Annotated in this window: 9 protein-coding genes; 1 reads left to right on the forward strand and 8 read right to left on the reverse strand. The window is 45.3% G+C overall.

The features are described from left to right. Positions 1 to 38 precede the first annotated feature (38 nt). From rny to VIG27_RS14260, 8 genes are all read right to left on the reverse strand, one after another. On the reverse strand, positions 39 to 1598 hold the full coding sequence (gene rny, locus VIG27_RS14225; RefSeq protein WP_394523186.1) for a ribonuclease Y: 1560 nt from the start codon (positions 1596 to 1598) through the stop codon (positions 39 to 41). Between the two features lie 125 nt (positions 1599 to 1723). After that, on the reverse strand, positions 1724 to 2332 hold the full coding sequence (locus VIG27_RS14230) for a regulatory protein RecX (RefSeq protein ID WP_394523187.1): 609 nt from the start codon (positions 2330 to 2332) through the stop codon (positions 1724 to 1726). Between the two features lie 47 nt (positions 2333 to 2379). After that, positions 2380 to 3489, reverse strand: coding sequence for a recombinase RecA (gene recA / locus VIG27_RS14235; RefSeq protein ID WP_394523188.1), 1110 nt, complete (start codon positions 3487 to 3489; stop codon positions 2380 to 2382). Positions 3490 to 3811: 322 nt separating this feature from the next. Further along, positions 3812 to 4702 carry a S8 family peptidase gene (locus tag VIG27_RS14240; RefSeq protein WP_394523189.1) on the reverse strand — a complete coding sequence of 297 codons (891 nt, stop codon included), beginning with the start codon at positions 4700 to 4702 and terminating at the stop codon, positions 3812 to 3814. A 346-nt stretch (positions 4703 to 5048) separates the two neighbouring features. Continuing rightward, positions 5049 to 6320, reverse strand: a complete 1272-nt coding sequence (locus VIG27_RS14245; RefSeq protein WP_394523190.1) for a diaminopimelate decarboxylase — start codon at positions 6318 to 6320, stop codon at positions 5049 to 5051. A gap of 140 nt (positions 6321 to 6460) precedes the next feature. Further along, positions 6461 to 7897 (reverse strand): pyruvate kinase, encoded by a 1437-nt coding sequence (gene pyk / locus VIG27_RS14250; RefSeq protein ID WP_394523191.1) that lies wholly within the window; start codon positions 7895 to 7897, stop codon positions 6461 to 6463. Between the two features lie 15 nt (positions 7898 to 7912). Then, the gene (locus VIG27_RS14255) at positions 7913 to 8761 is read right to left on the reverse strand and encodes a rhomboid family intramembrane serine protease (protein WP_394523192.1); all 849 of its coding nucleotides are present in this window, start codon (positions 8759 to 8761) and stop codon (positions 7913 to 7915) included. 21 nt (positions 8762 to 8782) lie between these two features. Beyond that, on the reverse strand, positions 8783 to 9724 hold the full coding sequence (locus VIG27_RS14260) for a magnesium transporter CorA family protein (RefSeq protein ID WP_394523193.1): 942 nt from the start codon (positions 9722 to 9724) through the stop codon (positions 8783 to 8785). A 255-nt stretch (positions 9725 to 9979) separates the two neighbouring features. Here VIG27_RS14260 and VIG27_RS14265 point away from each other — a divergent pair, with 255 nt between their 5' ends. After that, positions 9980 to 14245, forward strand: a complete 4266-nt coding sequence (locus tag VIG27_RS14265) for an acyl-CoA dehydratase activase-related protein (protein ID WP_394523194.1) — start codon at positions 9980 to 9982, stop codon at positions 14243 to 14245. Positions 14246 to 14367 lie beyond the last annotated feature (122 nt).

Here is a 14367-nt window from a genome sequence, read left to right on the forward strand (position 1 = left end):
ACCGCACAAAGACAAGTATACGGTTTTAGGGCAATATTTTACTTTGCGTAATCTGTTACTCTGGACTCCCGGATCACGTTGACTTTAATCTGTCCCGGATATTCTAAGGATTCTTCGATCTTCTTTGAAATATCACGAGCCAAAAGAATCATACCGTCGTCATTGATCTGTTCGGGAACTACCATAATCCGAACTTCACGTCCTGCCTGAATGGCAAAGGACTTGTCCACTCCCTTAAAGGAATTGGTAATATCTTCTAACTGTTTTAATCTGTTTGTATATGTCTCCAGAGTCTCTCTTCTGGCTCCAGGCCTTGCTGCAGAAATAGTATCCGCTGCCTGGACAATGCAGGCGATAAGGCTCTGTGGTTCAACGTCCCCATGGTGGGATTCCACGGTATTCAGTACGATGGGAGATTCTTTGTATTTTCTGCAAAGCTCCACACCAAGCTGAATATGAGAACCTTCCATCTCATGGTCAACGGCTTTCCCAATGTCATGTAATAAACCAGCACGCTTGGACATACGGATATCAAGACCGATCTCCCCAGCCAATAAACCGGATAACTGAGCCACTTCCATGGAATGTTTTAATGCATTCTGTCCATAGCTTGTCCTGTATTTCAGTTTTCCAAGCAGTCTGATGAGTTCCGGGTGAAGACCGTGAATTCCCACTTCAAGAGCGGCGGCCTCTCCTTCTTCACGCATATTGGTTTCTACTTCTTTCTGTGCCTTCTCTACCATTTCCTCAATTCTGGCTGGGTGAATTCGCCCATCCACAATGAGTCGTTCCAATGCAATTCTGGCCACTTCTCTACGAACCGGATCAAATCCGGACAATACAACTGCTTCCGGGGTATCATCAATAATGAGTTCCACACCCGTAAGGGTTTCTAACGTACGAATATTACGGCCTTCCCTTCCGATGATCCTGCCTTTCATCTCATCGTTAGGAAGCTGTACTACAGAAACCGTGGTTTCTGCCACATGGTCTGCCGCACATCTTTGAATGGCTGTGACCACATACTCTTTTGCCTTTTTATCGGCTTCTTCTTTTGCTTTGTTTTCAAGTTCCTTAATTAATTTCGCAGTGTCATGTTTTACATCATCTTCAACAGATTTTAAAAGATATTCTTTTGCCTGTTCGGAGGTAAGTCCGGAAATTTTTTCCAGTTCCTGAATGCCTTTTTCATACAGTGATTCCACTTCGGCACTTTTCTTGTTCAGGGCATCCTCTCGAGCAGCAAGACCTGCTTCTCGTTTTTCCATAGCCTCAGACTTTTTGTCCAAGTTTTCTTCCTTGTTTAGTACTCGTCTTTCATAACGTTGAAGCTCAGCTCTTCTTTCCCTGGTTTCCTTTTCCAGTTCATTCTTAGTCCTTAAAGACTCTTCTTTTGCCTCAAGGAGAGCTTCACGCTTCTTTGTCTCAGCGGCCTTTAATGCTTCATCTATTATTTCCCGGGATTTTTCTTCTGCAGAACCGATCTTGCTTTCGTAGGTATTCTTACGGTAAGATATTGCAGCAGACCAGGCAATAAAAGCGACTATTACTGATGCCAAAATTACAAACAATACAGTCGTGAATACTGATACTGACACAGGAGCACCTCCTTATTAGATTTTCATTGTACAACAATACAACACTTCAATTTTAAACTGTTTTATACATTATGTCAAGTATTTAACCCCTGTTTCCGGTATACTTATACACATTTTCCTTATTGTCAGTCATCGTCATAAATACCGCCTAAAATACGGCTCACAGCTTCATAAGAGAAACCTTTTCTCGCCAGCGCGGCGATCACTTTACTCCGCTCTTTTCGGTCCATTTCTTCCAGGCTGGGGCACTTTTTCCGGATATACGCCTTGATTTGGGCTTCTTCATCTACCGGCTGTTCTTCTAATATATCCCGGATCACCTCTTTGTCCAGCCCTTTTCTCTGCAGTTCGTACCGGATCTGCTTCTCACTTTTTCTTCTGGAATTGTATTCCACGTACCGGCGTCCATAATCCTCATCGTTGATAAACCGGTGCTCCTTCAAAAAACCAATGGCATAATCAATGGCTTCTTTGGGGTACGCCCCATCCTTTAACTTTCGGATAAGCTCCTGCTCCGTCTTATCGGAGGCCTTTAACAGAAACAGGACCCTCTCTCTGGCCCTTTTGAATAAAACTTCATGAAGAAGCTCCTGGTAAGACTCCTCTGAAAAAAGCTGTCCTTCTTCTATTTTAAATCTTTTTAGATCCCCTCTATAAAGAACAAGAGTAAAGTCCTCATCAAAAATGACTTTACTCCTGCGTTTATCGACGGGCAAAATCTCAGTTACTAACATACATGCCCCTTATTCTATCTATCATTCTTTAGATCATCGGGAAAGGATTATTCCTTGCCGTCAACTGCTTTACTGTCGGCTGCTTTACTGTCATCCGATTTGATTCTTTTGCTTTCCTTTGCAGCTGTTCCATCTGCTCCCTGTGCAGCTGCACCGCCCTCTATGGGCAGATTGTAGTTCTCCCGGACTTTATTCTCGATCTCCATGCAGATCGCCGGGTTGTCATGAAGATAGGTCTTGGCATTCTCCCGGCCCTGACCGATCTTGGTATTGTTATAAGCAAACCATGCTCCGCTCTTTTCCACGATGTTCTCCTTTACCGCCAGATCCAGAACATCACCTTCTGTGGAAATTCCCCTTCCGAACATGATATCGAATTCCGCTTCCTTAAATGGGGGAGCGATCTTATTCTTCACCACTTTCACACGTACCCGGTTTCCTACCATATCTCCGCCCTGCTTTAATGTCTCAATCCTGCGGATGTCCATACGGATGGAGGCGTAAAACTTGAGGGCCCGTCCGCCGGTGGTAGTCTCGGGGCTTCCGAACATAACGCCCACCTTCTCACGAAGCTGGTTGATAAAGAGGACGATACAATTGGATTTGCTGATAACTGCCGTCAGCTTTCTTAATGCCTGGGACATAAGTCTTGCCTGAAGGCCAACATGGCTGTCGCCCATATCCCCCTCAATCTCTGCCTTTGGAACCAGTGCTGCCACAGAGTCTACGATTACGATATCCACGGCTCCCGAACGGACCATAGTTTCGGTGATCTCCAAAGCCTGTTCCCCGTTATCCGGCTGGGAAATGTAAAGGTTGTCAATATCCACACCAATGTTCTTTGCATATACAGGATCGAGCGCATGCTCCGCATCAATAAAGCCTGCGATTCCTCCGCGCTTTTGAACCTCCGCAATGATATGAAGCGCAACCGTAGTCTTACCACTGGACTCCGGTCCGTAGATCTCTACCACTCTTCCCTTTGGAATTCCGCCAAGGCCCAATGCAATATCCAGACTCAGTGCTCCCGTAGGAATGGTCTCCACGTTCATATTCGTTCCGGTATCGCCCAGCTTCATGACGGAACCTTTTCCATATGCTTTCTCTATCTGTGTAAGGGCGGCATCAAGTGCTTTCAGCTTATCATCTTTATTCATAGTATCCTCCAACACGAACAAATGTTCTTTTTCTAATTATAATAATAGTATACTTTACAGCAAATGTCAACCAGAAATTTAGACTTCTGAGACCAATGGACATCACACTCCCTGCCTGTCCGGCTAAAAATTCATACCTGTTATGGAAATCCCGGCGAAACGCCTGATAATGAATGGAAGAAAAAGGCGATATGCCTTTAGACTGTAAGGCTACTATAACACAAGCCCCCCAAGTCTGCAAGTTTTTTTAGAGTCCGGTGTTTTTAGTGTCCGGACCTGCCGAAGCCAAACGGCGGGGTCCGGATCATAATTCAGTATAAAATCACAGCAAAAGCCGTTCGACATCCAAAAGTCCCCAGCCCTGCTGGTTTATGGGAAGTCCTAAATCCACGGCTCTTTCGCGAAGCATAAGCTTAACATCCCGGTTGCTCATATAAGGATATTTCTGAAGAAGAAGCGCAATCGCCCCTGATACCAGGGGCGTTGACATTGACGTGCCGCTTTTGCTCTGGTATTCTCCTGGTTCATTGGAGCAGCTCATAATTCCTGCGCCTGGGGCGATGATTTCCGGCTTGCAGATACAGGCTCCCGTAGGACCTCTGCCCGAGTAATCAATCATCCGGTTTCCCATAACATTGACCTCTTTGTAATCGTCGGAACAGCCCACCGTGATCACCTTCCGGCTGATCCCCGGAGTTGTGATGGTATTGGTCCCCGGCCCCATATTACCGGCTGCCACACAGACAACCAGGCCGTCATCCCAGGCCGCATTTACCCCGCGCACAAGAACTGAATTTTCCGTCATCCCTTTTCTTGAAAAGGAACCCACAGAAATATTCACGATACGGATTCCGTATCTTTCTCTGTTGTCACGGACCCATTTCAATCCGGCCAGCACATCGGAGGCATAACCGTTTCCTTTTTTATCCAGGACCTTCAGCATTATGATATGGCACTCCGGTGCAACCCCCATATACTTTCCGTCTGAAGCATTTCCGCTTCCACCAATGATTCCTGCAATGTGGGTCCCATGACCATTATCGTCATAGGCATCCCGCCTGCGGTGTACGATATCTGTAAAAGCTGCTACTCTATGTTCAAAATCCTCATGGAGAAAAATTCCCGTATCAAGCACTGCAACTCCGACTCCCCGTCCAGTAAGTCCCATGCGATAAGCCGCTTCACAATGTATTGCCTCTCTTACTTGATTCACAGTCCACTACCTGATTCCTTTTTTATTAAGATATTCCAAGTAGACTCCCATGGTTTCTTTTCAGAGGCAAAATTTTCAATGGTTTCTTTTTCCTGCCGGAATGATATTAAGAAAATCTTCAGAATCTATTCAAATAATATACAAACTTTTCCAAGTGGGGTGTGATATACTTATGTCATAAGAAATGCACAATGTATAGCAATTATCCTTTTACCCTTTTTGAAATCCGAAAATCCTAAGAAAAATCCCCCCTGTGTCTTACGGCACAGGGATTTTTCTGTTTTAAGAACAAAAAATAAGGAAATGGCTAAGAAAGCCATTTCCCGCTCCAGCGATTGAGCTGAAGTTAATATTTTATATCTTTTAAGATGTCGCAAAAATCAAAGGTTGCAAAATAATCCTTGGGTGTCTCGGCTCTTCTTATCATCTGGACACTTCCATCTTCTTTTAAAAGCAGCTCTGCAGATCTTAACTTTCCGTTGTAATTGTAACCCATGGCATATCCATGAGCGCCCGTATCATGGATGAATAGCAAATCTCCCATAGCAATCTCAGGAAGCATCCGGTCAATGGCGAATTTATCGTTGTTTTCACAAAGGGAACCAACGACATCATACTTGTGGCTGCACACCTGGTCTTCTTTCCCCATGACCGTAATGTGATGATATGCCCCGTACATGGCCGGACGCATCAGATTCACAGCACAGGCATCTACACCGATATACTCTTTATAGGTATGTTTTTCATGAATGACCTCGGTCACAAGTCCGCCGTAAGGCCCCAGCATGAAACGGCCAAGCTCCGTATAAATGGCAACCTCTCCCATTCCTGCCGGTACCAGGATCTCTTCATAAACCTTTCTTACACCTTCCCCGATGGCCAGAATATCGTTGGGCTCCTGTCCCGGGCGGTAAGGAATCCCGATCCCTCCGGATAAGTTAATGAAACTGATCTCCGCTCCCGTTTCCTCTTTGAGCTTCACCGCAAGTTCAAAAAGTACCTTTGCAAGCAGAGGATAATACTCATTGGTCACCGTATTGCTGGCGAGAAATGCATGGATGCCAAACTTTTTGGCCCCCTTGCTCTTTAAGATCCGGTAAGCCTCAAAAATCTGCTCCGTGGTCATTCCATATTTGGAATCTCCCGGGTTATCCATGATATCATTGCTGATTTTAAATATTCCACCCGGATTATAACGGCAGCTGATAGTTTCCGGAATGTATCCAATGGCTTTTTCCAGAAAATCAATATGAGTGATATCATCAAGGTTGATAATTCCCCCCAGCTTTTCTGCATACCGGAACTCCTCCGCCGGTGTGTCATTGGAAGAAAACATAATATCGGAGCCGGAAAAGCCTATGGCATCAGACATCATAAGTTCCGTCAAGGAGGAGCAGTCGGCCCCGCAGCCATAATCCTTTAAAATGTTTAAGATAAACGGATTTGGTGTGGCTTTGACTGCAAAGTACTCCCGGTACCCTTTATTCCAGGAAAATGCCTGTTTTAATTTTTCCGCATTCTCCCTGATCCCCTTTTCATCATAAATATGAAAGGGAGTTGGATATTCTTTCACTATTTCACTTAATTTCTCCTTGGTAACAAATGGTTTCTTTTCCATAGCTTTCCTCTCCTCTCGTAAGTCCTACTATGCAGAAAGAGCCTGTCTCAGGCACATCTGCTGGTAAGCTACATTGTACCGGGGATAGACTCTTTTGTCCACTCTTTTTTTGTATAATTATTCAGAATTATTTCATTTATCTAATTTACATTAACCACACGCATGATATTGGTATGAGCGGCTGACTCATGCTTTCTGACTGGATTGACCACACCGGCAGTTACTACTACCGTGTCGTTCTCCTTTACAACTCCCTTTTCCTTTAACAATTCAATAGAGGAGTAAATCAGCACATCCGTAGATTCCGCACGCTTTGCATGATATGGCTTAACGCCCCAATATAACTGCATCTGACGAAGTGCAGAAGAGCTTGGAGACAATCCGATGATCTGGCTTTCCGGTCTCCATTTGGATAACAGTCTTGCAGTAAAACCGGTGATGCTGGGAGCTACGATAGCCTTTGCCCCTAAGTCTCTGGCGGTTGCTACAGAAGAATAGCATACTGCATTGGATACGTTATGTTCATTGGCTGCTGAAACTCTGCGCTGACGGAAACCATTGTAATCCAGATGTTTTTCTGTCTCTTCTACAATAGAAGCCATCATGGAGAGTGCTTCCACCGGATATTTACCCATAGCAGTCTCACCGGAAAGCATTACTGCATCGGTGCCGTCATAAACAGCGTTTGCAACGTCCGTCACTTCCGCTCTGGTAGGACGGGGGTTACGGATCATGGAATCAAGCATCTGAGTGGCAGTGATAACCGGCTTGCATGCCACATTGCATTTTTCAATGATGCTCTTTTGTACAAACGGAACTTCCTGTGCCGGGATCTCAACTCCCATATCACCGCGGGCAACCATGATTCCGTCGCTGGCTTCGATGATATCGTCAAGGTTTTCGATTCCCTCTGCATTTTCAATCTTAGCAATGACACCCATATTAGAACCGTTCGCTGCCAGGATCTCTTTGATCTCACGGATGGCATCTGCAGTACGGACAAAGGAGGCAGCGATAAAGTCAAATCCCTGCTCGATTCCGAACTGGATATCTAACTTATCCTTATCGGTCAGTGCCGGAAGCTTGATCTTAACGTTTGGTACATTAACGCCTTTTCTTTCTCCCAGCTCTCCGCCGTTTACAATTCTGCAGACGATCTCTTTGCCTTTTACTTCCAGAACCTCCAGCTCAATCAGACCGTCATCAATAAGAATGCGGTTTCCGGGAACCACATCTTCTGCAAGGCCTTCATAGGTAATGTGGCCTCTGACGGCATCACCGACAATATCCTCACTGGTCAGTGTATAAGTATCGCCTTCCTTTAACATCACCTTTTTGCCATCCTGCAAAACACCGGTACGGATCTCCGGCCCTTTCGTATCAAGAAGTGCTGCGATCGGCAGATCCAGTTCTTCACGGATACTTTTCAGCATTTCAAGGCGCGCCTTCTGTTCTTCATAGTCACCGTGTGAAAAATTAAATCTGGCAATGTCCATTCCGTGTTCAGCCAGTGCCTTCATTACGTTACGGTCATTCGTATTTGGTCCCATCGTGCAAATAATCTTTGTTTTCTTCATTATTATCCTCCGTAGCTAATTGATCGTATTGTCGGCTGTGGGGTGGTCCGACGTTACATGTTTATGTGTATACAAATGCTCAGAACAGTATTCAAAACTGCCTTCACATTTTGAACAATAACGGAAATCCAGGTCCGGAGAATCTTTTTCGGTACGTCCGCATACAGCGCACTTATGGTGGGTTCCCCCCTGGGGCATGATTTTCATCTGTTTCTGAAAATGATGCTTTCTTTTGATCTCTTTCGGATTGAACCGGCTTAAATTCCGAGTCAAAAGGAAAAAGAGGATAAAGTTAAATAGAGACATAAAAATTGTGACTCTGGTTGCCATGTTGCCGGCAATAAAGCCGTAAAGGAAATATAGCCCGTTGAAGATGGCCAGCCACTTGGCTTTCACAGGAATCACGAAAAACAAAAGGAATTCCAAATCCGGAAATGTTGCAGCAAAAGCAAAGAACAGGGAATAATTAAGAAATTCCGTTGTTAAATATACTGTCTTCCCCATTAACAGATAGACAACCAGCGCTGCCGCCACATGACCGATGACTCCCATAAAGAAATAAACATTAAAGCGGAATGCTCCCCAGATTCTCTCCAGGTTCTGGCCCAGCATATAATACAGATACATACTGATCAGGCTGAACAGCAGATTGGTACTGCCGGGAGGATAGATCATAAACGTTACGATCCTCCATACCTGGCCTTTAAGAATCATTCCTGCGTCAAGGGATAGGTACTGCCAATAAAATCCCGGTGCAAAAAGTTCCATAAGAAGTCCTACACCGTACATTCCGATGATATAATACATCAGATTTGAAATCGCATATTTCTTAAATTTGCGCTCCAGATTATAGAAAAATTTCATGCTACCTTCCTTTTCCTAAGATTAAAACAGATCTTTTTTTGAAAAAATCCACGCGACAATCAGTGTCAGGGCAAGTGTAAATCCTAATACAATCACAAACCCGTAAGGACTGTTGGCAAACGGCATCCCCTGGGTGTTTACATTCATACCATAAAAGCTTGCCACCATCGTAGGGATGGACATGACAATGGTAATGGTTGCCAGAAACTTCATTACAATATTTAAGTTATTGGAAATTACAGAAGCAAACGCATCCATGGTGCCGCTTAATATGCCGCTGTAGATATTCGCCATCTCGATGGCCTGCTTGTTCTCAATGATGACGTCTTCCAAAAGATCCGTATCTTCCGGATACTTTTTGATTTTTTCATTGCGCATGAGTTTTTCAAGCACCATCTCATTGGACCGCAGGGAGGTGGTAAAGTACACAAGGCTCTTTTCCAGTTCCAGAAGCTCAATAAGCTCCCGGTTCTTTGTCGACTTGTGGAGCTTTTCCTCAATCACTCCGCTCTTTTTATCAATGACTCTTAAATATTGCAGATAAAGTGACGCATTCTTATACAGAATCTGCAGAATAAAACGGGTTTTCATGTACGTATGGAAATCCCTGACCCGGCCATCCATAAATGCATTCAGTACCGTAGTATCTTCCAGACATACCGTAATAATGGCCTCATCTGTTGTTATTATGCCCATGGGTATGGTTACATACCAATCTTTGTCATTCCGTTCCTCAATAGTGGGAACATCCACCAGGATCAGCGTGTAATGATCCTCTGTCTGGATTCGGGAGCGCTCTTCCTCATCAAGCGGTGCTCTTAGGTCATCCGGATCAATCTTATAGGTATTGGCAATCTCCAGAATCTCCGTAGCGGTGGGGTTTGTAAGCGCTATCCAGGAACCTGGAGAAAGCGCATCCTTTTGTTGGATCAGACCGTCCTCTGTTTTATATATCTGTATCATAGCGTTTCCCCCTTCCACTGAAAATATTTTAGAAAATCCCTTGGCGGACTTTGACCTATACATTATAAAATCCCCAACCATATTTGTCAAACAAAATGGTACCTGATTTTGTGAACTTAAACAAATTTTGCTAGATTTAACATTAATTTAGCATGTTATGACAATTGTAATATTTCTTATTTTATGTTAAACTGATGTTCGGTGAGCCAGCAACTTACTTCTACACAAAAGGAGGCAGGGGATACCCCCGCACATATGAGTACATACAACACATTAGGAATCGATATCGGTTCCACTACTGTTAAAATTGCAATACTAAATGAAAAAAATGAATTATTATTTTCTGATTATGAACGGCATTTTGCTAACATACAGGAAACACTTGCGGGCCTTTTAAAAAAGGCCTTTGATAAACTTGGCCCTATGAATTTACGTCCGGGCATTACAGGTTCCGGAGGACTGACCTTATCCAAGCATTTAAAAGTTCCCTTTGTCCAGGAGGTCGTGGCAGTTGCCACTTCCCTTAAGGATTATGCCCCACATACGGACGTGGCAATCGAACTTGGCGGAGAAGATGCAAAAATTATTTACTTCACCGGCGGCATTGACCAGCGTATGAACGGCATCTGTGCCGGAGGAACCGGTTCTTTCATTGACCAGATGGCGGCTCTTTTACAGACCGACGCTGCTGGCCTTAACGAATATGCAGTCAACTATAAAGCCATTTATCCAATTGCTGCCCGCTGCGGCGTTTTCGCTAAAACGGACATTCAGCCACTCATCAACGAAGGGGCTACCAGAGAAGATCTTGCGGCTTCTATCTTTCAGGCAGTTGTAAACCAGACCATCAGCGGACTGGCTTGCGGAAAGCCCATCAGAGGCCACGTTGCCTTCCTGGGAGGCCCCTTGCATTTTCTTCCGGAACTGAAAAAAGCCTTTATCCGTACCCTTCATTTATCCGGAGATGAGATCATCGCACCGGAACACTCCCATCTTTTTGCTGCCATCGGTGCGGCAATGAATGCAGTGGAGGCCACCGATGCCACCCTCTCTCTGGAGGAAATGATCTCCCGTTTATCTTCCGGAATCCGCATGGAATTTGAAGTAAAGCGTATGGAGCCTCTGTTTAAAGATCAGGCGGATTTTGATGAATTTATCACCCGCCACAGCAAACACACCGTGAAAAAAGGGGATCTGTCTTCCTATCACGGAAAGTGCTTTTTAGGAATCGATGCAGGCTCCACCACAACCAAAGTCGCCCTCGTAGGCGAAGACGGAACTCTGCTTTATAAATTCTACAGCAGCAACAACGGAAGTCCTCTGGCAACAGCCACCCAGGCGATGAAAGAGATCAAAGAACAGCTTACTGAGGACAGTGAGATCGTATGGTCCTGTTCCACCGGCTACGGGGAAGCCTTATTAAAGGCAGCCTTTCTTCTTGATGAAGGAGAAGTGGAGACCATTTCCCACTATTATGCAGCCTCCTTTTTTGAACCGGAGGTAGACTGCATTCTGGACATCGGCGGCCAGGATATGAAGTGCATACGCATCAAAAACGGCACCGTAGACAGCGTTCAGTTAAACGAAGCCTGTTCTGCCGGCTGCGGCTCCTTTATCGAAACCTTTGCCAATTCCCTGAATTATAAGGTGGAGGATTTTGCAGAGGAAGCAATTTTTGCAGAAAACCCAACGGATCTTGGAACCAGATGTACGGTATTTATGAACTCCAATGTAAAACAGGCCCAAAAGGAAGGGGCACCGGTTTCTGATATTTCTGCCGGTCTTGCCTATTCCGTTATTAAGAATGCCTTATTTAAAGTAATAAAAATTACAAGTGCTTCTGATTTAGGGAAGCACGTGGTGGTTCAGGGCGGTACTTTTTATAACAACGCAGTACTCCGGAGCTTTGAAAAGATCTCCGGCTGCCAGGCAGTCCGTCCGGACATTGCAGGCATTATGGGGGCATTCGGTGCCGCACTGATCGCACGGGAGCGCTATGAAGCGTCTGCAAAGACCACCATGCTGAGCCTTGATGAAATTTTGAATCTTCACTATGAGACTTCCATGACCCGATGCAGAAAATGCACCAACAACTGTGTTCTTACGGTAAACCGTTTTGACGGCGGACGTAAATTTATTTCCGGCAACCGCTGTGAGCGGGGGCTTGGAAAAGAGAAAGCCTCCAGTGATGTTCCGAATCTTTTTGATTACAAATATCACCGAACGTTTGACTATGAGCCTTTGGATGAGGCTGCTGCGGAGCGGGGCACCATCGGTATCCCGAGAGTTTTGAACCTTTATGAAAATTACCCCTTCTGGGCTGTTTTCTTTAAAACGTTAAAATTCCGCACCATTCTCTCCCCCCAGTCCACCAGAAAGATTTATGAACTGGGCATTGAATCCATTCCAAGCGAATCCGAATGCTATCCGGCCAAGATTGCCCACGGTCACGTGGAATGGCTGATCCGGGAAGGAATCAAAACTATTTTTTATCCCTGCATCCCTTATGAAAGAAATGAAACGCCTGATGCAGGAAACCATTTTAACTGTCCCATCGTCACCTCTTATGCGGAAAATATCAAAAACAACGTGGAAGGGATCCAGACAGAGAACGTACGGTTTTTAAACCCATTTATGGCATTTACCAACGAAGAGGTATTAACCTCCCGTCTGGTTGAAGTATTTAAAAACGAATTTAAAATCCCTGCCTCCGAAATTACCGCCGCGGCTCACGCCGCCTGGGAAGAGCTTATGGCTTCCCGCGCCGACATAGAGAAAAAGGGAGAGGAAACCTTATTATGGCTCAAGGAGAACGACCGTCATGGGATCGTACTGGCGGGCCGTCCTTACCACGTTGATCCGGAGATCAACCACGGCATTCCGGAACTCATTGCCTCCTTTGGTTTTGCAGTTCTCACGGAGGACTCGGTCTCCCATCTTGCAGAGATCGAACGGCCTATGGTGGTCACAGACCAGTGGATGTATCATACAAGACTCTACAAAGCAGCCACTCTCGTGAAACGGGAGCGGAATCTGGATATGATTCAACTCACTTCCTTTGGCTGCGGTCTGGATGCCGTAACGACAGACCAGGTTAGTGATATCCTTACCGGATCCGGCAAGATTTATACGGTTTTAAAGATCGACGAAGTCAACAACCTGGGAGCGGCCAGAATCCGTATCCGTTCCCTGATTGCGGCACTAAAGGTACGGGACAAAGAGCACTTTGAGCAAAACGTCGTATCAAGTGCTTATCACCGGGTGATGTTTACCAAAGAGATGAAACAGGATTATACCATTCTCTGTCCGCAGATGTCACCGATTCATTTTGACTTGATTGAACCTGCGATCCGTACATTCGGCTACAAGATCGAGGTCCTGCAGAATCACAACCGGACCGCCGTTGATACAGGACTGAAATATGTAAACAATGACGCCTGCTATCCCTCTCTCATCGTTGTGGGACAGATTATGGATGCGCTCCTTTCTGGCAAATACGATTTAGACCATACTGCCGTATTCATGAGCCAGACCGGAGGGGGCTGCCGTGCTTCCAACTATATCGGATTCATAAGAAGAGCGCTTGAGAAGGCAGGCATGGGCCAAGTTCCTGTGATCTCGGTCAATGCCAATAACATGGAGACCAATCCGGGCTTTAAGATCACACTTCCTATGCTGACAAAAGCGATGCAGGGTGTGGTTTACGGAGACGTATTTATGAGAGTGCTCTACGCCACCCGTCCTTATGAAAAGATTCCCGGTTCCGCCAATGCGCTTCATGAGAAATGGAAAAACCGGTGCATCGAATCTTTATCGAAGAAATCACCGGATATGATTACATTTTCCCGTAATATCAGGGGCATCATCAAGGATTTTGACAATCTGGAACGCAACGACATCCAAAAGCCGAAGGTCGGGGTGGTCGGCGAGATCCTGGTGAAGTTCTCTCCATTGGCAAACAACCATATCGTGGAACTTTTAGAGGCAGAAGGTGCGGAAGCAGTGATGCCGGATCTGATGGATTTCCTTTTGTACTGCTTCTATAACAATAACTTTAAAGCAGAGAACCTTGGCGGAGCGAAAAAAACCGCCACTCTCTCCAATATGGCAATCTCTCTGCTCGAATTCTTCCGAAAGACAGCAAAGCGGGAACTGACAAAGAGCAGACACTTCACCGCTCCTTCCCACATCGGAAACCTGGCAGATATGGCCAAGGATTTCGTTTCCATTGGGAATCAGACGGGGGAAGGCTGGTTCTTAACCGGTGAAATGCTGGAGTTAATCCATACCGGTACCAATAACATTGTCTGCACTCAGCCTTTTGGCTGTCTTCCAAACCACATCGTGGGCAAGGGCGTCATCAAGGAACTGCGGAAATCTTATCCGGATTCCAATATCATCGCTGTGGACTATGACCCTGGTGCCAGCGAGGTAAACCAGTTAAACCGTATTAAACTGATGCTGTCAACAGCACAGAAAAATCTGCAAAAAGACCAGACTTCTGTACAAGGCAGTCATTAAAGAATGAATATGAAGTTTTCTATAGAAAAAAGGCAGGTTTTCCTGCTTTTTTTCTTTTATTTTCCAATCCATTCTATCAATTACAGGTCTATCAATCGGCTTTTCTCCCCATATTATGGGCA

The sequence above is a fragment of the Lacrimispora sinapis genome (assembly GCF_043633585.1).
GTDB classification, from domain to species: domain Bacteria; phylum Bacillota; class Clostridia; order Lachnospirales; family Lachnospiraceae; genus Lacrimispora; species Lacrimispora sinapis.

Bases quoted from the DNA above. Each gene is read 5' to 3' on its own strand.
- recA (WP_394523188.1), bottom strand. From the start codon at position 3,489: ATGAATAAAGATGATAAGCTGAAAGCACTTGATGCCGCCCTTACACAG.
- pyk (WP_394523191.1), bottom strand. From the start codon at position 7,897: ATGAAGAAAACAAAGATTATTTGCACGATGGGACCAAATACGAATGAC.
- VIG27_RS14255 (WP_394523192.1), bottom strand. From the start codon at position 8,761: ATGAAATTTTTCTATAATCTGGAGCGCAAATTTAAGAAATATGCGATT.
- VIG27_RS14230 (WP_394523187.1), bottom strand. From the start codon at position 2,332: ATGTTAGTAACTGAGATTTTGCCCGTCGATAAACGCAGGAGTAAAGTC.
- VIG27_RS14265 (WP_394523194.1), top strand. From the start codon at position 9,980: ATGAGTACATACAACACATTAGGAATCGATATCGGTTCCACTACTGTT.
- VIG27_RS14245 (WP_394523190.1), bottom strand. From the start codon at position 6,320: ATGGAAAAGAAACCATTTGTTACCAAGGAGAAATTAAGTGAAATAGTG.
- VIG27_RS14260 (WP_394523193.1), bottom strand. From the start codon at position 9,724: ATGATACAGATATATAAAACAGAGGACGGTCTGATCCAACAAAAGGAT.